Here is an 18951-nt window from a genome sequence, read left to right as displayed (position 1 = left end):
GTGTTCACAGGCGGTGACACTTCACAGTAGTTTTGATGATCTATTTAGGAATTCCCTACTACGTTTGTTCGCTCTTCGGAAGCAGATTGTTGGTCGGGTAGAGCTGGCGCTGTGAAAGCGTAGCGGGCAAGGGTGACGCGTCCGCGTCACCCGAATGCAATGTTCCCATTTGAATTGCTGAGTTCGGAGGCGAGCGCCGCGAACCTGCTGGAGCAGGTTCGCTGGCGCGAGGGCCTCTGTTGCCCGCGCTGCCAGTCTGAGTCAGTGATCAAACACGGCAGCTATCGAGAGTATCAACGGTACCTGTGTAAGGATTGCGACCGCACGTTCAACGACAAGACCGGCACGATCTTCGCGCACGCGAAGATCGGCCTCGACAAGCTCTTGTTCGCGTTCTACTCGTTCCTCCGGTTCAACACGAGTATCCGCCAGTTAGACGCTGAAATTGACGTTTCGTATCGCTCGCTCCGGCGGCGCGTCGAGCAGTTCGCCAGAACGCTCGACGCGCCAGCCATCTCCCTCGTTGGCCCGGTCGAGATTGACGAGTTCTACGTCTCTGCCGGGAAGAAAGGCCGCGAGCGCGACCGAGAGTCGCGCTCGCGTGCCCTCTCGAAACGCGGACGAGGAACNAGTTCTACGTCTCTGCCGGGAAGAAAGGCCGCGAGCGCGACCGAGAGTCGCGCTCGCGTGCCCTCTCGAAACGCGGACGAGGAACGTATGAAGGGGACAAACCGCCAGTGTTCACGCTCGTTGATCGCGGCACCGGTCAGCGATACGTCGTCCCGGCGAAATCCGCCGACGAAGCGACGGTGCGACTCCTTCTCGACAACCGCGAGAAGGAGTCGCTAACCGTCTATACTGACGGATTTCGGGCCTACGATCCACTCGACGATGACGAGAGTTTCCACCGAGAATCAGTAATTCACGGTGACGGCGAGTACGTTGATGGAGACGCGCACGTGAACACGTGCGAGAGCCACGCGTCGCTGGCGCGACGGTGGCTCTCGCCGCATCGAGGCGTCTCAAAGGACAAACTGACAGCGTATCTCAGACCGTTCCAGCTTCGGCGACGAATCTTCCGTAAACCGGGTCGAGAAGCACTGAAACAGATTGTCCGAGAAGTTCTCTGACTCACCAACAATGTGCTTCACAAGAGCGTTCAGGAGTTTCAGTCGTCCCTCGGCCACCTGTAGTGGATTCCGCAGATCGTGCGAGACGACGCTGGCGAACTCCTCGAGACGTGCGTTCTGACGCTCCAGTTCCGCCTCGCGAGCGCGTATCTCTGTAGTCCGCTCGACTTGTTCGAGTGCCGCCGTAATATTGCTGGCCAAAATCTTCCCGAGGACGCGATCCTCATCGTCGAAGGTTGCCGCCGTCGGTGAGCTGGCAATCAAAATCCCCGCCTCGCCGAGTGGAAGAATGAGTTCACTCCGCACCGGGGAGTTCGGATTGTAGATCTCCGGATTATCGTGGATATCCTCGATGGCGAGTGCTTCGCCCTGTTCGTAGACGCGCCACACGATGCTGTCCCCGCCCGTGAACGTCGGTGGGTCGCCGATGAGATCGTGTCCAGCGTCAGTTTGCGCGACCGGAACGAGCCCGTCCTGCTCATCGTATAGATGAATCGCACTCGCCTCTAACCCCAACACGTCGGCAGCGGCCTCGACTCCAATCTCGGCGACGTCTGTCCGCGTCTCCACAGCCATCAACTCCAGCGTCGTTTCGTTGAGGGTTGCAAGGCGCGTCTCACGCGTCTTTCTCGCGGTGATATCACGGTAGACCCACAGATGTCCGTCACCCTCCGAGAGTTCGATCGGGTGGTAGCTCCGTGCGTACGTCTTCCCGTCAGCAAGCTCCAGTTCTTCGTTATACACCGGTTCTTGCCCGGCGATCAGGTCGTCGATCCGGTCAACGAACGCCTTGGAGTCAGCAAACATATCACTGACATCCGCCGCAAGCTGGGCACAGTCCGTGCCGCGAATCTCGTCGGGGGAACCCGGCAGGTCGAACAGCTCGAACATCTGCTCGTTGACGGCGACGACATTGCGTTGTTCGTCTTCGACGAGTACGCCAACCGGAAGCGTATCGAACAACGTCGACAGGAGCGCGTTCGTCTGTTCGAGTTCCCGCTCGTACTCTTTTTGCTCGGTGATCTCGCGGTCTGAGATGATGAGCGAGACGACATCGTCCTCCTCGTCGCGGACAGGTCTGAAGACTCCCTCCACCGTATATTGCTCACCATCGGACTGGACAAGATTAGTCTCAAACACCACGTATTCACCGTCTGCCGCCCGTTCGATCCACCCTCGTACGTCTTCTTGAAGACTCTCTGAGTAATTGAACCACGGCGTCTCCCAGAACGGTTCACCCGTCACGTCCTCTCGTGTGGCGTCGATGTAATTCATCGCCGTCTCATTGATTTCGAGAACCGTACCGTCCGTGTCGATCAGCCCGACGAGGATATTCGGGTCGTCGAAGATCGCTTGATAGCGGCGTTCTTTCCGCTGGAGTTCGTGCTCGCGCTCTTTGTACTCGGTAATCTCGCGAGCAATACCGATCGCGTGGCGTGATCCACCACCGGATTCGTTCTGAACAGAGACAGTATCCCGGATCCAGCGTATCTCACCCCTCTCAGGTGTTGTCCGGTACTCCAATTGGCCGCCATCCCTCTCACCATCAACCAGTTGTTGGTAGAAGTGCTGGAATTGGTCGCGGTCGTCTGGGTGAACTGACTGCACGAGATGGTTTTCCCACGTCGATACCTCATCTGCCGACAGATTGAAAAACTCGTTGTAGGCCCCGTGTCGAACGACTTCGTCCGTGTCGCAGTCAATCTCGAAGATCAACGAGTTCGTGTGTTCGAGTGCGAGTTGCATCCGCTCGCGCGTGCGCTCAAGTGCCCGTTCGTGTGTCTTGCGCTCGGTGATATCTGCTGCAATACCGAGGACGGCGCGATTGTCGACATCGCCGAATTCGTACGGTTGTAATCGCGGCTCGAAGATGTGCGTCTCACCGTCTGGAGCGGGAATTTCGACCTCGGGAACACGCGTTGTCGTCTCAGCTTCGAGTACTTCGTCCAGATGTCGTCGAAATTGGTCAGCAGCAGATGCGTCAAGAACCTCAGCGATATTCGACCCTTCAATCGCTTCGATAGTAGTATTGTGGAAGGTTGCGAGTGCTGCATTCGCCAGCAGGTAGTTCCCTTCCTCGTCAACCACGTAGAGAAGATGGGGAAGGGCATCGACGATCTCGCGCAACCGTTGCTCGCTTCGTTCGACGCGTTGCTGCACCCGGTAGTGTTCGACAGCGTTCGTGATACGGTTCGCGAGTATCGCGTACTGGTCGGTACCGCCTTCCTTCTGGAGGTAGTCGGTCACGCCAGCGGAGATGGAATCGCTGGCGACCTCCTCTGAACCTTTCCCAGTGAACAGAATAAACGGCAGATCAGGATACTGTTCCCGGACGGATTTGAGGAATGCAATCCCATTCTGGCCGGGCATCTCATAATCCGAGACCACACAGTCGAACTGGCTCTGCTCGAGTCGTTCTTTCCCGGCACTGGCACTGGTGGCTGTTTCGACAGTGAACCGATCATCTTCCCGTTCAAGGAAGGTAGCGGTCAGATCAGCGAAGTTAGGTTCGTCGTCAACGTGGAGAATCCGAATGGTGTCCGGAGGCCCGTTCATTATGTACCGCGTGATTGAGACAGCCAATAACGCTTGGGACGTGAGTATCGGCCAGCATCATCTTCGGTGACAACGCATACGATGACTGGGCGGCGTGAGTCGTGTTCGCCTCGCGTCCGGCAACAGCGAAAATCCCGCAGAGTCAGTGCAACGAGGTTCTGTAGGCGGTCAAACTAATCGAACCTTGACATCCTCTTCCGCGTAATGCTCGGGCTAGTGGATTCCGTGCCGTAGTCTCTACGTCCACGTCGTCACCGCGAGCGAGTTGGTAGGCTTTCGCACCAATGTTAGCGAACTCGTTATCGAAAGCAATTCGAGCGAGGACTCGCTGAAAGTCCTCGCTCGGATACGTCCTGTTGTCGGCCACACCGAACTCAAGCTCGGGAAACAGCAGTGATGACGCCGCTCGACTTACCTGATCTGCCTCGGCTGTCTCGACCATATCGAGACAACGATAGCGACGACAATTGATGCTCTCCTACTTCAGCAACTACTGTTCAGCCGTGGGAGGAATCCGACGTGTCTGTCGAATTATCAAACGAATCATCGTACACAGCTGTCTTGACGCCCGTGAAGTCGAATCGGGCGCCGCCGTCATCGCTCTCAGACACGTCAATATCCCAGCTATGTGCGGACGCTATTTCCGAGACGATATTCAGTCCGAGGCCGGTTCCATCTGCGGCGGTCGTCCATCCCGGTTCGAGCACATCGTCGCGCTCATCGGCAGGAATTCCGGGACCATCATCCGCGACAAAGAACCCATCTTCAGACACGCCAACCCGTACAGTTACCGTGTCTCCGCCGTGTTCGATGGCATTTCGAAAGAGATTCTCGAACAGATTCTTCACACGACGGGAGTCGGCATAGATGATACCCTCGTCCGCGATCTGTAGGGTGGCATTTGTCGTTTGCACGTGTTGCCAGCAATCCGAAGCAATCGATGCCAGTTCGATCGGTCCGACTGATTCAACTTCGTATCCCTCTTGAATGAGTGTCAACGCGTCGTCGATGAGACTCTCCATACGCGTATGAGAAGTTTCGACCATCTCTAATCGCTCAAGGTCGCCCGTTTCTTGTGCGAGATCGACGCCCGCCTCCGCGACATTGAGCGGATTGCGAAGGTCATGCGAAAGCACTTCAGCTAGCGTTTCAAGTCGCGCAATCTGCCGCTGGAGTTCACGTTCGTGCTCTCGTCGATCGGAGATATCACGGAACACGCCGATGACTCTCTTGTCGCCGTTCAACTCCGTCGCTTGGGCACTGATCTCGATAGGGATACGATCGCCGGAGGTCGTCTCAACGAACAGTTCCTCTCCATCTGAAAACCGTGCCACAGTTCCTTCCTCGTTATCAACGTGCCGTTGGAACAGTTCGCGGTACCGTTTTTTGTCCTCGCGTGGATGGAGATCAGTTTGATCACGTCCCACGAGTTCATCCTCAGACATCTCCATAAGGTCTAGCGCTCGCTGGTTGACTTCGAGAACCTCACCCGTTTTGGCGTCAGCGATGAACATCGCATCCGGGGCGGCATCCATCACTGTCCGGTATTTGCGTCGGAGCGTCTCACGTTTGGTGATATCGCGGATAGCAGCCATCACCTCAAGATCGTCATCGGTTTCGATCGGACTGAGGCTGATATCCACAGGAAAGGTCGAGCCGTCTTTTCGTCGGCCACGGAGATCGAGATCGGCACCCATCGGACGCGTCGTGGGATTCTCCATATACGAGTCTCGTTGGGCGGGATGGTGATCCCGATCGGCTTCCGGAACAAGTACTTCGATGGATTCACCTTCAAGATTGGTTGGCTCGTAGCCAAACATCTCTTCGAGGCGCTCGTTGGCACGGAGAATCTCTCCATCCGAATCAACGAGAATGATGGCGTCTGGAGACTTGTTGAAGAGGGCAGTCAGTCGAGACGTATCGATATCTTCAGACATCCGTTTGAGATCAGCAAGTAGTTCGCACAAAAGGAGTGGAACAAATAACTGTTGTCAATTGCCCCCAAACCATCCGATAGCGACTTAATCACGAAACACTCGATGAACTCGCTGTCTAGACGGGCCAAGTGGGGAGCGAGGGCGTCCCATTCTCCCAGCGAATCGCCTCTACCGCCGTCGGAAACTCCTGTAGTCGGTCATCAAGGATGACGAGTGAGTGCGCATCGGAAAACGTCGCGCTATGCCGGTCAATCGGCGTGTCTTCATGATTACGCTCTTCGGAAGCAGATTGTTGGTCGGGTAGAGCTGCCGCTGTGAAAGCGTAGCGGGCAAGGGTGACGCGAACGCGTCACCCGAACGCAATGTTCCCATTTGAATTGCTGAGCTCGGAGGCGAGCGCCGCGAACCTGCTGGAGCAGGTTCGCTGGCGCGAGGGCCTCTGTTGCCCGCGCTGCCGGTCTGAGTCGGTGATCAAACACGGCAGCTATCGGGAGTACCAGCGGTATCTCTGTAAGGATTGCGACCGCACGTTCAACGACAAGACCGGCACGATCTTCGCGCACGCGAAGATCGGCCTCGACAAGCTCTTATTCGCGTTCTACTCGTTCCTCCGGTTCAACACGAGTATCCGCCAGTTAGACGCTGAACTCGACGTTTCGTATCGCTCGCTCCGCCGGCGCGTCGAGCAGTTCGCCAGAACGCTCGACGCGCCAGCCATCAACCTCGTTGGCCCAGTCGAGATCGACGAGTTCTACGTCTCTGCCGGGAAGAAAGGCCGCGAGCGCGACCGAGAGTCGCGCTCGCGTGCCCTCTCGAAACGCGGACGAGGAACNGAGTTCTACGTCTCTGCCGGGAAGAAAGGCCGCGAGCGCGACCGAGAGTCGCGCTCGCGTGCCCTCTCGAAACGCGGACGAGGAACGTATGAAGAGGACAAACCGCCGGTGTTCACGCTCGTTGATCGCGGCACCAGTCAGCGATACGTCATCCCGGCGAAATCCGCCGATGAAGCGACGGTGCGACTCCTTCTCGACAACCACGAGAAGGAGTCGCTGACCGTCTATACGGACGGATTTCGGGCCTACGATCCGCTTGACGATGACGAGAGCTTCCACCGAGAATCAGTAATTCACGGTGACGGTGAGTACGTTGATGGAGACGCGCACGTGAACACGTGCGAGAGCCACGCGTCGCTTGCGCGACGGTGGCTCTCGCCACATCGAGGCGTCTCAAAGGACAAACTGACAGCGTATCTCAGACCGTTCCAACTTCGGCGACGAATCCTCCGCAAACCCGGGCGAGAAGCACTGAAACAGATTATTCGAGAAGCTCTCTGACTCACCAACAATGTACTTCACAAGAGCGACGTTTGTTTATACGGGGCGATAGTTTTAAGTACTACCCTCCATAGCTCGCTGTAGATGTTGAATCCAGCAGGTAGAGAGGTTCTTCTTAGAGAAAGGGTTTTTATGATTCCGTCTGCACCATTGAAATGGTCCGAGAAGACCGCCACCAGTTCGTAGCCAACCGCCTGATCCGTTGGCGTGGTCCAACTTATCGGGCGGCAGAACGGGTGAACAAACTACGTCCACGGCAGCAAGAACCGTGGTTGTGAGCCCTTGCTGGAAACAGCTGCTTGAGAGCGAATGCCGGTTGTTGCTGGCACCTCTCGTTCTCTGAGCCACAGCCAGATCGGTTCATATGTTGCTCGCTGACGGCCCTTCCGAGGGTACATATCGGGGAGTGAAATATGTCCAAAGGAGATTCACCCCATCAAGACGAGGTTGAGTTAATTGACCAAACCGACACGGATGTTAGTGTCCCCTCACTACCCGACAAGACGGATCGATTAGAAGTGAAAAAAGAAGTCCGTAAAGTTCTGGAAGCAAACAAGGGCCTCTTTCTCACGGCCGATATCGTTGCGGCGGTGACGAACTACAGTGAGGGCCACGTGCGAACGTACCTCCACGAACTGGCTGATGGCGATACCAATGTTGAGAGAGAACGTCGTTACAAAGAGATATATGGAGTTGTGTTATTCGGGAACTTCGTCGTCCTAACCGACGATAGAGACCAACTCCTTGAGGTCGTCAAAACCTATCGCATCTCAGAGTTCGACAAGGTCAAGTCGATGAGCAAGTCCGAAATTCGTTCGTTCATCATCGACGAACTCGCCAGCCAAGAAGTCACCACGAAGACCGACAAATTGTACTTCGGTATTCCGGCTTAACTGTCGGTATACCGAACTCAACTTCGGTTTGACGCGACCATCTATCTGATACACATCTAACTCCCGGCATTCAGGTAGTCAAAAGAGGTAAGATAATCATCAAATCTATAAAGTGCCGGTTTATCAGAGAAGTCGTCACTGAAACACTGCTATGCTCCGCTCAAGCGGTCTAATCGGGGGGTGACACACCACCGTTTCTGATGCTCGACAGATATTTAGTGTAAGCTTGTTTTAGAAGCTCCTATGCGACTGGAAGCGACCGCAAAGCAGGACGAATACAAGGTCTGGATGACCGACGCCGAACTCGAGGAGCTGCGGCGGGCCGCTATGAATCATCGCGACGATCTCATCATCCAACTCGGTGGCTACGTCGGCCTCCGAGCCTTCGAAATCCCGCAAATCCGCCCAGAACACGTGAAACGCACGCCCGACGGCGATCACTACCGACTCCGGGTACCAGAGGGAAAGGACACGACCGGGAACGGCGGGAAACCCCGTGATGCCTACCTCCCCGCAGACGTCGAGGGCGACGTTCACCGCTACCAGACTGCCGAAGATATAGCGCCACACGATTTATTGATCGATCTCACCGAGCGCGGTATCCGCGATGTCGTGAAGCGCACAGCCGAGCGTGCGGCCGCCGAAACCGGCGACGACGACTACCAGTACGTGAGTTCCCACGACCTCCGCCGACGCTTCGCGCAGCGACTCCTCGTCGACCGCCAGATGAACCCCCGCGTCGTGATGGCCGTCGGCGGTTGGGAAAGCTTCCAGGCTATCGAACCCTACCTCAATGCCCCGACCGCCGACGTCGTCAACGCTGCCTTCGAGGAGGCCGGGCTCGCATGACCGAGGACGACGTCGACCCCGAGAACCCGCGACCGAACGGGCACTATCCCCGGTTTAGAGATAACGAGTGGCATTACGTTCCGGACGACCTCGCACAGACGATCTCGCTCGGGCCGGGCGGCGACGGCGAAGACGGCCAAGACTGGGTGCTCACGTACACGCCGGAGCGGCGAGATGAGGACGACCGCGAGAAAGTCCTCGTCCGGCTGACGCCACGCGCGCTCCACGAGCTTTACATCGAGACGAAGGGCCTCGACGTCGAGACCCGGCAGATGGGCCACCGCGCAGAGTGTGACCTCTGTGGCGAGATGGTCGATTTCGAACGGGCGATTCCGAACGGCCAAGGAGAGCCGTGTCACAGGCGCTGCTGGGCCGAAGCGTACGGCGCTCCCGAATGGTTCACTGACTACCTCTGACTGCTCTACTCCCTCGAAGTGCTACCCCTCGGTGACGCTCACAAACGGTACGGGTATTACAGAGTCAGATACCGAGAAGCGTTCATTCGGCGTCGGAACAAGAGGTTCTGTTTATCCACCACTCCGCCAGCCGTGGTACACTGAACGAAAATATGTATGCTGCGAAGCCGATTAGGAAGAGACCGCTCCCCAGTACTCCAGTAAGTCCGGCTGTTATCGCGCTCTGTGCGCTCGACATCGGCAACCCAATATCAGCGACTGCAGAGAAGACGTGGTTTGAGGTGATGATCCCGACAGCAGCCAAGATGGCGATTCCGAATAGGGTCGTCCAATTCCCGACGAATTTCGCTTTGTTCCCCCACCGCTTTGCCTTCCCCAATCGTGGGTCGTACACGGGTTCCGACGGCTCTGTTCTCGCAAGCCGCCAGTGGTTCGGCTTTCCCTCGTGGTCCAGTACGAGTCGGTTCGCACCTTCGAGGTCCTTCACGTAGCCTTGAACCGCTCGTCGTTGGACCGGGAGCTCCTCTGTGACCTCATTAGTCGTGAGAGTATCCTCGTACGGCTCATCCAACTCTCGGAAGACGTTCAGAACGTCCTCATCTGTCGGGCTCGGGACCATGGTCATGAAAAGATACTCACTAGAGCAGCGTACACCGTTCCTCCTGCTAACAGGATTGCTACGAGGATATAAATAAATCCCCAGAAGCGGAGGTCGATCATCGGTTCCAGAGCGGAGGAGGACGCAAAGATTCCGCCGACGACGATGAAGAGGAAACCGCCGAACGCCAAAGCGCCGGCGGCACGGAGTGCATCCGCGACCCCGCTCATCGTTGGCTGCCTCCCTTGTAGCTGTCATCGCATGTTCGATGATGGTCGTACATCACACTGAATAGTGTATCACGAGGGGACTTAATCCACATCGACGTTTTGTCCTATTTCAGGCGTTAGAGGCGTTCTCTTTAACGAATTCGCTTTAACGAACGGCACGAGAGAGCGCTGACCCGCTTCTCAAACAACGGTCGTCCCTGAGGGTTGTCTCGGAGAGCACTGTTGTTACTCCCCATAGTCGTCGCACACTTTCTTGATCGTGGCGCAAAGTCATCTATAGTTCAGTAGCACCTGACTCCCATAAGAACGGGCCACCTCTGGTGTCCACCCGAGAGGTGCCCCATGCACATCACAATCGACGTGCGGTTCACGATGTCTACTCGTCGTACTCGGCCATCTGCGTCGCAACGCCATGAGCTGCATTCGGCAGCACATTCGTGATTCGGCAGTGGACGACATCGTCCTGCTCTACGGCGAGTCCGTCACAGTTGACAAACGTCACAATGCCGTCTATCTTTCCGACTCCGCTATCCGGATCGCTTCCCTGACCTGGCGGATCGAAAATTTTGACCGTTTTCACATCACCTTGGGAGAGCGTATCTCGTGCATCCCCCTGTTTCGCCTCGACGTGAGCTGTCTGCCGGTCGAGAATAGCTGGAGCGAATATGTCTTCGATGGCGCTCATTCTATCCTCTAGCTCTTCTACTCTTTCTTCTAGCTCTTTGATGTATTTGTCTTTGTTCTTACTTGCCATACGACTACAAAGTCGGATCTTATTACCAAAATAGTATCGGAACTGAAGAGTCACGTGAGGGAGATGGACGGTGAGCATATTGTATATCCACAGTTACGACCTGCCCAACGCTGGCTAGTGATTCAACGTAACCAAGGAGTAGGTTCAGACCGAGAAGATGGGCGTCCAGAACATCCACTACACGGATGCCGGTGACTCGGACGTGTCACCGACCGACTTGGTGAGTTCGACCTCAATCGTGAACGTGTCGTAGGGAACATGGGGCTTCTTCGAACCGCCCTCTTCCCAGAGGTTGAAGGCATCTCACTCGAATACGGTGAGAACGATGAGTAAGGCGTACCGCGTGTACTGTGAGGACTGTGGCCTCGACGAGATCTACGACTCCGAGGAGCCACCGAAGAGAGAGGTGAATTACTGGGGAAGTATCGAGAAGGCGCGTGAGCAGTGGTCTGCGAAATCGGCGGCGAAGGGAAACCGAGATAACCACGCCGCGTCAGAATTCCGTGACTACGACGAAGGACTCCGTCACCGGGTCCATATGGAAGAGGTCAGTGCCGATGAGTGAGCGAACCGTTCTCGGTTCCGAATTCGCCACCTGGGCGAACGAACGAGTCGGCGACACCTGCCCGATGTGTGGGACAGAAATCGAGTACACGCCGCTCGGGATGAAAGACGGCCAGAGCACGCATCGAATCGAGTGCGACTGTTCCGTGATCGAGTCTGCTCCGGCAGCGGAGCACGGTGAACGATGACCGAGAGACGTCGTGTGCATCTGCACCGCGACAACGAGGCGACCGAGGAGCGTCGAAACGGAATCGCCGTCGAGTGTCCATTCTGCGGCGAATGGGAGGATTCGCACACGCTAATGCACGACGGCTGCGATTGCGGCGCTGAAGCGTGGACGGAGCTGACCTTCGAAAAAGACGAGAACGATAAGTGAAGCCTCTCGTCGTAGCTCATTCATTCCACCGCCGTACCCTATTCAACAGACCGAGAAGATGGGCGTCCAGACCGCCCGCTACGCAGATGCCGGTGACTCGGACGTGTCACCGACCGACTTGGTGAGTTCAACCTCGATCTTCACCGTGTCGTAGGGAACGTGGGGCTGCTTCGCGCTGCCCGCTTCGCGGAAGTGAACGATACGGTACTCGCTCAGGATCTGCAGGTCGTCGTGAACCTGGCGGACGTCCCGGTCGAGGCGGTCGGTAAGGGCGCGGATGCTCTCGGCTGGCTCCTCCATCAGACTCCGTACCAGCTCCAGGCGGCGCGGCGTGAGAACGCGCTGGAGCCGGCTGGCGTCCTGGAAGTTGACGACGTGGGCACCGCTTCGCCCTGCTCCCAGCGCTCAGCGCGGTTCAGCGCACTCTCCGTGTGCTCCTCGAACGGCGTCGACGTGATTCGGAGCGTCGAGGGATACTCGGCGTCCGCCGGGGATTCGTGCAGGTGGTCAGGCGAATGCTTGCTCATGGATGGGATCGACCTCTTCGAGGATTTTTGACGCCTACATCGGGGCACCTGTGTTGTCCATGTAGGACAACGAGCGTATGGTAGAGGGTTGTTGTGGTGGGTGAACAACGCTGGTATCCGCCCTCTGCGATTATCCCAAATCCTTGCTTTCTAATCGTTCTGTGACTTCTGTGACGTCCATTTCCTCCAAGCGTTCCAAGCCGAGTTCGACGATCAGCGGGTAGAAGTGGCACATCTTCGTGAGTTCACAGCAAGTGGTTCACTGATCACGCATAGCGGAAATCGGTGAAAATGCGGAATTGGCCGGCTCATCCACCAGGATTTGCACCAGCTCGAGGCGGGGCAGCGTGAAGATGTACTGGGGTCGGCTGGCGTCTATCGCACCCCCCATTTGCTGTATGTATCTTGCAGAAGAACCAGGGAAGGGCTTCGCACTAAGGAGAGAAGGACTAGCAAGAATAGGAGTGAGAGAGTGTTATGAGATATCTCCTTGACGGTGAACGTGGTCTTCTATACACCTGAGTGAGTACGGGGAGTCAACTAATGACGACTAACGACGATGAGACGCTCCGGCTTCTCTGTATGGGAGACAACCACGGGGATGTCGACTCACTGGAGCGGGTCGTCGACGGTACTGAAGGCGAGGAATTTGACTTCGTAATTCACGTCGGCGATATCACGAACGCGTGGTTCGACGGCGTCAACGAGGGCCGGGAACAGCTTGATGCGGTCACGCCGTATTTCGAGACGCTCCACGAGCGAGGAGAGCTCCTCTATATATGGGGGAATCGTGACGGAGCAATCGGTCCGGAACAGCCGTTCCAAGACTACGATTTCCCAGGGACGTTCATCCCCGAAGACGACGTGATTACCGTTGCTGGAGAGACGTTCACCCAAGCTCTCGAATTAGTAGACGACGAGACGATCCTCGTCAATCACTACTGGTATCCCGAATTGCTGGAACACTTCGAGGGAAAGGCGTACTTCTCCGGTCATGTACATACCGGCCGCTACAAGAATAAGACGCTCAACACCGCGTTCCTCTACCGAACGGCTGATCATGGTGCTGATGCTCTTCTCGGCGCGTACTTCGTCGTCGAAATCGCACCTGACGGTACGTGGGAAGTCGATTTCCGAAACATCGGGCAGGTTCGGAAAGGAATCTGCCCCAAACATCACGCGCTCGGTGTGCAGTTCGTCCCCGACTACTGGCGACAGGACTGCCAGTTCTGCTACGACGAAGACGACTATTACAGTGAAGTTGCCCGCTCGGCATTCTATGAGCTGGGAACGGTGCAAGAGGAAGCCGAGACTGACGAAGTGGTCGAATCTGCAGCCGCAACGTTCGGGGCTACTCCGCCATCTTTCGAATCGAACCTGCGAGAGTTTCTCGAAGAGCAGGCAGCAGATCACTCATAGCGGCCAATATGGGACGAGAGCCAGCATCTATGCCGGTTCCGCCCGGAACCGTTCGATTGGGATGTCGGTGACGTCGTCGTAGTCGTCGTCGGCACCGACCAGGAGCATCCCGTCGACGTGCGCTGCAGTGCCCAATGCGAAGGCATCACCGAGTGCCGGCGAGTAGCGGAACTTGAAGTCGGCCGCAACAGGCCACGTCTGTTCGGTGTCAACCCGGCGGATACCGCTCTCCTCGAGGACGTCGACGACAGCATCAGCGCGTTCCTCGCCGTCGATTGCACGCACGACGTAGTGGACTTCAGCAAGGTTGATCGCTGAGATGTATCCATCAGCCGCGCCTTCGACGGCGTCGACGTACGTCTCGACGGTGTCACTTCCCGGTTCGTTGCAGAAATAGGCGATGAGTGGTTCGGCGTCGAAGATAATCGTCTCGGGAATGTCAGTCCGCTCTGTCATGTGTCGGCCTCGTCATCACTGGCGTAGCGCTGCCGCAACTCCTCTTCACTAGCCTTGTCCTGCTCGCGGTCCTCCCGCAGTCGTTCGACTGCTGAACGACCCTGCTCGTCTGTTTTCCCTTCCAAGACTCCACGCAGGTCTGTGACCGAGTGGATGGGACGAACGACGATTTCGCCCTCTTCGGTGCGAACGAACTTCACGCGACCGGGTGTGTCGATGTCGAGCTCTTCCCGGAACTCTTTGGGGATGGTCGCTTGGCCGCGCGCCGATACAGACACTACTTTTTCAGACTCTGCTTTACTCATACTCTCTCAATTCATTACTTCGTCCCAGTCATACATAAGAGTGTCGTGGGAGAGTAATCGGAATCACTCTATACTGAATCCTCTCCTTCCAACCGTTCTGTGACTTCTGTGACGTCCATTTCCTCCAATCGTCCTAGACCGAGTTCGACGATCAGCGGGTAGAAGTGGCGCGTCTTCTTGAGATTGACCTCGGCATCAGCTTCTGATAGTGAGAGATCCAGTCGTTTGAACGCCGTCGTGAGATCACTATCGAGGCCGTCATCGAGGTAGAAACTCCGTACGTTCCATTCCTTCTTGATGTTCTGTGCCTTCTGTGAAGCCTGTGATTTCCCTTCGTTCCCTGATTGAACAGAAGCCATGTCGTTCTGTGACTCTTCAGAAGGGGTCTCGTCCTCGTCGTCCTGGTCGTCGTCAAACCGGCGGCTCAGACGGTCGTCGATTTCGTCACTCATCGGCCACCTCCGCAGCTATCTGCGCATACACGTCGGTCATATCGACTTCCTCGGCGTCTTCTGCGAACACCGACCCCTGGTCTTTCACTGCCCGCTTGATTGCTGCCCGACTGCGCACGGTCCATACTGCGACGCGTCCTTCGAAGCGCTCGTTGAACCAGTCAATGGCCGCCTGCTGTTCATTGTCCAGCGGATAGGCCACGTTCGAGACGATGAGACCGAGGACATCGACGTGCGTGTCGTAGTTGTCCTCGAGCGTGTCCAGCTGGCGGAGTAGATGGTTGAGCGCGAGCTGGGAACTTTCGTCGGCTTCGACCGGGACGAGCAGTTCCTCGGTGGCAAGAACGACGTTATCATTCAGTGGGCCGAGCGACGGCGGCGCATCGATCAGGACGACGTCCCACGCGGTCGCGTTCTCCAGGACCGTCTTCAACCGCAGCCGGGGACGCATCCCGCTCGCGATGAGATCCTGCTCAAGATGGAACATATCGATGTTGGCCGGAAGGAGATCGAATTCCTCGTGAGCGACAACGAGATCGTCGACGTCGTGGTCGGCGGGCGACTGAAGCGCATCGTATAGCGACGGTGGGTCCGAAGTGTACTCGTCTTCGAACCCAAGCCGATGCGTGAGGTATCCCTGAGGGTCCATATCGACGGCGAGAACGTCTACACCATCGGCAGCGAGCGCGCCAGCGACGTTGATTGTATTCGTGGTTTTACTCACGCCTCCCTTCTGATTCGTGATCCCGATTCTCCGAGTCATGGCTTCCATCCGTTCTGTGCTTTCTGTGACTTCAAATAACTACGTCAGACGCGTTTCGGTCTCTTGCCGTTTGAGTTACCCCACAGATTGATATTCAAAGCGAGACGTGGGGTAACTATGGACGAATCTTCAGAGCCGCCCACAACAGAACCGCAAGCGCCAGAGCTACCGAACTATATTCTCGAACCACTGGACAAGCAGTCGCCCGATCGACTCGATGCGATTGCAACGTATGCCACGAAGCTGGCGGCTTGGAAACGCGCCGAACGCGAGCGTATGGCTGATCAAAAACAGGAAGAGGAATCGATCAGCGAGGCCCAACAGAACGAGCTCGAGGAACGAGACATCTCGACTGATCCAGCAAACTACGATGATGTCCCAGCTGGTGGTGCCTATATCACGATTAAAGAGACGAAGCCGGGCTATCACTACTTTTACTGGCAATGGCGTGACGGCGACTCCTGGAAAAACGAGTATATCGCACCGGTGAACGCGAACCAAGAGTCTTGATTGCTCTAGATATTCTCGAAGGGTTCTCCCTGTAGTTACCCCACGCATTCAATCATAGATCGCTTTCGTGGGGTAACGTTGAGCAGGAGAGAATATAGCGACTGCTTTGCTGATTGTATTGCTCCCCCTCCCCCCATTTGCGGAATGTATCTTGAGAAAGGGTCGGGGACATCCTAACATCGAGAATGACCAAAATGTCGAGATCAACTGTTAGAAGACGTTTAGAGGAGATAAAGACGAAGAACAGTTCCGAAGCCATTCCTCTCCATATAGAAATTATATCTTTCTTTCCATTATGCTCTTGCTGTATTACGGATACTGTTACTAGCCCCTTTACATAAAACCTTCCATCTACAAACCTAATTGCAGATATTCACCAAATCAGCTATCTCAAAGTCTATAAGCGCGATTTTCCCGGTTTTAGATATTCTTGTCGTGATTCTCCTCTCAACCCCCACCCGCCTTTTGGTGAGATACAATCAGTAAATGGGGGGAGAGGGTGGGTTGCGACTGTTCGCTTGGGAAGATTTCAGTTCTCAACAGCCGCTCTGGGCTGTTACGGCTGGTCTATCGAATATTTCCTCGATGAGTAATGCGGGAACGTTCTCTTGCCTCCGATACCACCTCCGACTTCCTCTGGTGTAGCGAGATACAATCAGTAAATGGGGGGATGACGTCTGTCAGACGTTCGTCGATGATGCTCGGACCCCAGATCGAGAGAATACATTCTGCACATGGGGCCTCTCACAGTATACAATCAGCAAACGGGGGGTGGCTACGTATCGCCTCGACCAGTCCCATCTTTTAAACAGTGAAGAATCTTGCCCCAAAGGGCAGGCGTGAATCGCGTCACTCGACTACGCAACCGCCGTTAATCGGCGGAACTGGATTCCATACGTTCGTCGATACACTCTCTGACGAGGCTCGACAGGTTGATATGATTCTCCCGGATCCATTCGTCTTGCTCTTCCCGGATTGTAACGTTTCTTCGGTTCACAGACGGTTCTACAGCATCGGAACCAAAAAGTGTGTAGGATGTGTATCGTGTGGTATGGCAGGGGAGGTGACGAAAACTCTCGAGGCGACACTTGCCCCACCGACGGAGGGGAAGGCGGTGCGTCTCCGTCGCCTTCTCTCCACCTACCGCGAGGCGTTGCACGATGCGTTCGACTCCGGTGCGGATACGATGAACGGCGTGTCCGACGTAGTAACGCCGTTCGACCTGCCTTACCAGGCGAAGGCTGCACTGTGCAGCTACGTCCCGAAGCTCCGAAAAATGTACAACGCCAGCGAGTTAGACGACGAACACCCGATCCGGCTCACAAATCAAGCCGCGAAGTTCGACCGCGATGAATCTCGCCACCACGAGATTTGCTGGAACGTGCCCCTGCCGGGCTACGGGACGAACTTCTGGATTCCGCTGCGAATCAACCCCGAGCAAGAATCGTTGTGGCACGATCTCCTCAACGAGGGTGCCAAGGCCGGACAGATCCGGCTCCAGCAGAACCGGAGTAGCTGGGTGTTGCACATTACCGTCACGTACTCGGTCGAAGAACCCGAGATGGACGGTGACGAGACGTACATCGGGTTCGATACCGGCGAATCTACGTTGATTACGGGCTGTGCCCTCAAGCGGAACACGCCGACGAAGCCGATGCTCGAGAGTGGCAGTCGTGCTCGAGCACTTCGCAAAGAGATGTTCACGACACTCCGGCGGCTCCAAGAGCGCGACGCTGCCGAGTGGCGGATCGGTGAACGATTCAACCACTATCAGAACGCGCTGACAGATATCGTCGAGAAGGCGTCTCGAAAAGCCGTCGAGTACGCCCGACAGTTCGACGATCCCGTGATTGTGATGGAGGACTTGTCCTTCATCCGCGAGAACTTGGACTACGGGGAGTACATGAACCGACGCCTTCACGCATGGGCGTTCGCTCGGCTTCAAGGCCGGGTCGAAGATAAGGCCACCGAGGCCGGTGTCCCGGTCGAGTACGTGAACCCGCGCTATACAAGCCAGACGTGCCATGAATGCGGACACATTGGATCTCGTAATTCACAAGCGGAGTTCGAGTGTACGAACGACGACTGTCACGTAACTGAGTTCCAAGCAGACATCAACGCGGCGGCGAATATCGCCAGTCGCGTAGATCCGTGGGGAGAGAGCGTTCCTTGGGAACCGGAACGCGATGACTCGCCTCGGAACGGGAGCGCCTGTGACAGCGCCACAGTCTACCGGGAGACGAGCGAGAAATACTCGCAGATGACGCTCGCGGCCTACTCGGACTGAAACCTACGGCACAGCCGGAATCCCACTGTCGTGGGAAGCCCCGCCGTTTACGGCGGAGAGGATGTCACGTGCTATTGAATTCGTCGAGCTGGGATTCCACGACAAGCTGGAGGGAATCCTGTTCGATCTCAGTTATCCGGCTGTCCCGCTCAATCGTCTCTTCGACAGTCTCGGGATCGATAGCGAAGGCGTACTCGTTGTGAACACCACGTCCGCGCCCGCGGCCGCTCCGATCCTTCGAGATGATGTTGTACGACGCTAATTCCTTTGCATACCGTCGGAAGGAATCGTCCGATTTCGTGACCGCATCGATGCTCTCGGTCACGTAGCTGTAGACCTCATAGGCGACTGGACCGGGGATCGAATCGAGTGAACGAGTCGCGTGAACAGCGACCGACGTCAAGGCGTACAGAGTGTATTTTTTCTGCGCGGAGAGCCCGTTGATCGTCTTCTGTGCTTGGTCGACGTCGAGTTTCCCCTGTGCAGTTCGAACATGGCGCTCCTCGACGGTCCCGCTTCCTTCGCGGTCGGCCATCTCACCTGCCTTTCTGAGCAAGTCGATTGCCTTCCGAGCGTCACCCTCGTCTTGAGCAGC

Annotated in this window: 19 protein-coding genes and 3 pseudogenes; 11 read left to right on the top strand and 11 right to left on the bottom strand. The window is 56.3% G+C overall.

Features of this window, described 5'->3' with window-relative positions:
- Positions 1-159: 159 nt before the first annotated feature.
- Positions 160-1130, top strand: a pseudogene (locus C444_RS07445) (IS1595 family transposase).
- Here C444_RS07445 and C444_RS07440 read toward each other — a convergent pair.
- Together C444_RS07440 and C444_RS07430 are read right to left on the bottom strand one after the other, a co-directional pair.
- Positions 1023-3686 carry a PAS domain S-box protein gene (locus C444_RS07440; RefSeq protein WP_004591987.1) on the bottom strand — a complete coding sequence of 888 codons (2664 nt, stop codon included), beginning with the start codon at positions 3684-3686 and terminating at the stop codon, positions 1023-1025. The pseudogene C444_RS07445 and the gene C444_RS07440 overlap by 108 nt on opposite strands.
- 497 nt (positions 3687-4183) lie before the next feature.
- Positions 4184-5623 (bottom strand): PAS domain S-box protein, encoded by a 1440-nt coding sequence (locus C444_RS07430; protein WP_004591982.1) that lies wholly within the window; start codon positions 5621-5623, stop codon positions 4184-4186.
- A 362-nt stretch (positions 5624-5985) separates the two neighbouring features.
- Between C444_RS07430 and C444_RS07425 the strand changes: the two genes are divergently transcribed.
- From C444_RS07425 to C444_RS07410, 4 genes are all read left to right on the top strand, one after another.
- Complete coding sequence (locus tag C444_RS07425) at positions 5986-6957, top strand: IS1595-like element ISHja2 family transposase (protein ID WP_004591980.1); 972 nt, start codon at positions 5986-5988, stop codon at positions 6955-6957.
- Positions 6958-7370: 413 nt separating this feature from the next.
- Complete coding sequence (locus C444_RS07420) at positions 7371-7850, top strand: hypothetical protein (RefSeq protein ID WP_239641268.1); 480 nt, start codon at positions 7371-7373, stop codon at positions 7848-7850.
- Positions 7851-8093: 243 nt separating this feature from the next.
- Positions 8094-8699: a site-specific integrase gene (locus tag C444_RS07415; protein ID WP_004591977.1), complete on the top strand. Its 606-nt coding sequence runs from the start codon at positions 8094-8096 to the stop codon at positions 8697-8699.
- Positions 8696-9115: a hypothetical protein gene (locus C444_RS07410; protein ID WP_049909253.1), complete on the top strand. Its 420-nt coding sequence runs from the start codon at positions 8696-8698 to the stop codon at positions 9113-9115. The genes C444_RS07415 and C444_RS07410 overlap by 4 nt, the downstream gene beginning before the upstream one ends.
- Before the next feature lie 82 nt (positions 9116-9197).
- On the opposite strand, the gene C444_RS07405 is transcribed toward C444_RS07410, so the two are convergent.
- The 3 genes from C444_RS07405 to C444_RS07395 form a co-directional block, all read right to left on the bottom strand.
- Positions 9198-9740, bottom strand: coding sequence for a hypothetical protein (locus tag C444_RS07405; RefSeq protein ID WP_004591975.1), 543 nt, complete (start codon positions 9738-9740; stop codon positions 9198-9200).
- The gene (locus tag C444_RS07400; RefSeq protein ID WP_004591972.1) at positions 9737-9943 is read right to left on the bottom strand and encodes a hypothetical protein; all 207 of its coding nucleotides are present in this window, start codon (positions 9941-9943) and stop codon (positions 9737-9739) included. The genes C444_RS07405 and C444_RS07400 overlap by 4 nt, the downstream gene beginning before the upstream one ends.
- A gap of 376 nt (positions 9944-10319) precedes the next feature.
- The gene (locus tag C444_RS07395) at positions 10320-10697 is read right to left on the bottom strand and encodes a TRAM domain-containing protein (protein ID WP_049909251.1); all 378 of its coding nucleotides are present in this window, start codon (positions 10695-10697) and stop codon (positions 10320-10322) included.
- A 325-nt stretch (positions 10698-11022) separates the two neighbouring features.
- Between C444_RS07395 and C444_RS07390 the strand changes: the two genes are divergently transcribed.
- Genes C444_RS07390 through C444_RS07380 form a run of 3 tightly spaced genes read left to right on the top strand, consistent with a single transcriptional unit; the run spans position 11023 to position 11637 of the window.
- Complete coding sequence (locus tag C444_RS07390; protein WP_004591969.1) at positions 11023-11262, top strand: hypothetical protein; 240 nt, start codon at positions 11023-11025, stop codon at positions 11260-11262.
- Entirely contained in the window at positions 11255-11449 is a 195-nt protein-coding gene (locus tag C444_RS07385) for a hypothetical protein (RefSeq protein ID WP_004591968.1), read from the top strand. The genes C444_RS07390 and C444_RS07385 overlap by 8 nt, the downstream gene beginning before the upstream one ends.
- Entirely contained in the window at positions 11446-11637 is a 192-nt protein-coding gene (locus C444_RS07380) for a hypothetical protein (protein ID WP_004591967.1), read from the top strand. The genes C444_RS07385 and C444_RS07380 overlap by 4 nt, the downstream gene beginning before the upstream one ends.
- Positions 11638-11715: 78 nt before the next feature.
- Here the strand turns inward: C444_RS07380 and C444_RS23095 are convergent.
- A pseudogene (locus C444_RS23095) lies at positions 11716-12164 on the bottom strand (HVO_A0114 family putative DNA-binding protein).
- 543 nt (positions 12165-12707) lie between these two features.
- Here C444_RS23095 and C444_RS07370 point away from each other — a divergent pair.
- Positions 12708-13583, top strand: coding sequence for a metallophosphoesterase family protein (locus C444_RS07370; RefSeq protein WP_004591966.1), 876 nt, complete (start codon positions 12708-12710; stop codon positions 13581-13583).
- Positions 13584-13610: 27 nt separating this feature from the next.
- On the opposite strand, the gene C444_RS07365 is transcribed toward C444_RS07370, so the two are convergent.
- The 4 genes from C444_RS07365 to C444_RS07350 form a co-directional block, all read right to left on the bottom strand.
- Positions 13611-14039, bottom strand: coding sequence for a PIN domain-containing protein (locus C444_RS07365; protein ID WP_004591965.1), 429 nt, complete (start codon positions 14037-14039; stop codon positions 13611-13613).
- Positions 14036-14344, bottom strand: coding sequence for an AbrB/MazE/SpoVT family DNA-binding domain-containing protein (locus tag C444_RS07360; protein WP_049909248.1), 309 nt, complete (start codon positions 14342-14344; stop codon positions 14036-14038). Before C444_RS07360 ends, C444_RS07365 begins: the two co-directional genes overlap by 4 nt.
- 68 nt (positions 14345-14412) lie before the next feature.
- A complete protein-coding gene (locus tag C444_RS07355; RefSeq protein WP_004591963.1) occupies positions 14413-14796 on the bottom strand; it encodes a hypothetical protein in 384 nt (127 codons plus the stop codon).
- A complete protein-coding gene (locus C444_RS07350) occupies positions 14789-15559 on the bottom strand; it encodes a ParA family protein (protein WP_049909258.1) in 771 nt (256 codons plus the stop codon). The genes C444_RS07355 and C444_RS07350 overlap by 8 nt, the downstream gene beginning before the upstream one ends.
- Before the next feature lie 117 nt (positions 15560-15676).
- On the opposite strand from C444_RS07350, the gene C444_RS07345 reads away from it, so the two are divergent.
- The gene (locus tag C444_RS07345) at positions 15677-16069 is read left to right on the top strand and encodes a hypothetical protein (RefSeq protein ID WP_004591960.1); all 393 of its coding nucleotides are present in this window, start codon (positions 15677-15679) and stop codon (positions 16067-16069) included.
- A gap of 1051 nt (positions 16070-17120) precedes the next feature.
- Positions 17121-18356: an RNA-guided endonuclease TnpB family protein gene (locus C444_RS07335; protein ID WP_004591958.1), complete on the top strand. Its 1236-nt coding sequence runs from the start codon at positions 17121-17123 to the stop codon at positions 18354-18356.
- A 64-nt stretch (positions 18357-18420) separates the two neighbouring features.
- On the opposite strand, the pseudogene C444_RS07330 reads toward C444_RS07335, so the two are convergent.
- Positions 18421-18951 (bottom strand): annotated as a pseudogene (locus C444_RS07330) (cell division control protein Cdc6); the annotation flags it as partial.

The organism is Haloarcula japonica DSM 6131 (assembly GCF_000336635.1).
Lineage (GTDB): Archaea > Halobacteriota > Halobacteria > Halobacteriales > Haloarculaceae > Haloarcula > Haloarcula japonica.
The sequence above is the reverse complement of the archived record's forward strand: the minus strand, read 5'-3'. Positions and strand labels throughout refer to the sequence as shown.

Coding starts and splice junctions, on each gene's coding strand:
- C444_RS07420 (WP_239641268.1), top strand. CDS start 7,371: ATGTCCAAAGGAGATTCACCCCATCAAGACGAGGTTGAGTTAATTGAC.
- C444_RS07440 (WP_004591987.1), bottom strand. CDS start 3,686: ATGAACGGGCCTCCGGACACCATTCGGATTCTCCACGTTGACGACGAA.
- C444_RS07370 (WP_004591966.1), top strand. CDS start 12,708: ATGACGACTAACGACGATGAGACGCTCCGGCTTCTCTGTATGGGAGAC.
- C444_RS07345 (WP_004591960.1), top strand. CDS start 15,677: ATGGACGAATCTTCAGAGCCGCCCACAACAGAACCGCAAGCGCCAGAG.
- C444_RS07395 (WP_049909251.1), bottom strand. CDS start 10,697: ATGGCAAGTAAGAACAAAGACAAATACATCAAAGAGCTAGAAGAAAGA.
- C444_RS07430 (WP_004591982.1), bottom strand. CDS start 5,623: ATGTCTGAAGATATCGATACGTCTCGACTGACTGCCCTCTTCAACAAG.
- C444_RS07355 (WP_004591963.1), bottom strand. CDS start 14,796: ATGAGTGACGAAATCGACGACCGTCTGAGCCGCCGGTTTGACGACGAC.
- C444_RS07365 (WP_004591965.1), bottom strand. CDS start 14,039: ATGACAGAGCGGACTGACATTCCCGAGACGATTATCTTCGACGCCGAA.
- C444_RS07385 (WP_004591968.1), top strand. CDS start 11,255: ATGAGTGAGCGAACCGTTCTCGGTTCCGAATTCGCCACCTGGGCGAAC.
- C444_RS07350 (WP_049909258.1), bottom strand. CDS start 15,559: ATGACTCGGAGAATCGGGATCACGAATCAGAAGGGAGGCGTGAGTAAA.
- C444_RS07335 (WP_004591958.1), top strand. CDS start 17,121: ATGGCAGGGGAGGTGACGAAAACTCTCGAGGCGACACTTGCCCCACCG.
- C444_RS07410 (WP_049909253.1), top strand. CDS start 8,696: ATGACCGAGGACGACGTCGACCCCGAGAACCCGCGACCGAACGGGCAC.
- C444_RS07390 (WP_004591969.1), top strand. CDS start 11,023: ATGAGTAAGGCGTACCGCGTGTACTGTGAGGACTGTGGCCTCGACGAG.
- C444_RS07400 (WP_004591972.1), bottom strand. CDS start 9,943: ATGAGCGGGGTCGCGGATGCACTCCGTGCCGCCGGCGCTTTGGCGTTC.
- C444_RS07415 (WP_004591977.1), top strand. CDS start 8,094: ATGCGACTGGAAGCGACCGCAAAGCAGGACGAATACAAGGTCTGGATG.
- C444_RS07380 (WP_004591967.1), top strand. CDS start 11,446: ATGACCGAGAGACGTCGTGTGCATCTGCACCGCGACAACGAGGCGACC.
- C444_RS07360 (WP_049909248.1), bottom strand. CDS start 14,344: ATGAGTAAAGCAGAGTCTGAAAAAGTAGTGTCTGTATCGGCGCGCGGC.
- C444_RS07405 (WP_004591975.1), bottom strand. CDS start 9,740: ATGACCATGGTCCCGAGCCCGACAGATGAGGACGTTCTGAACGTCTTC.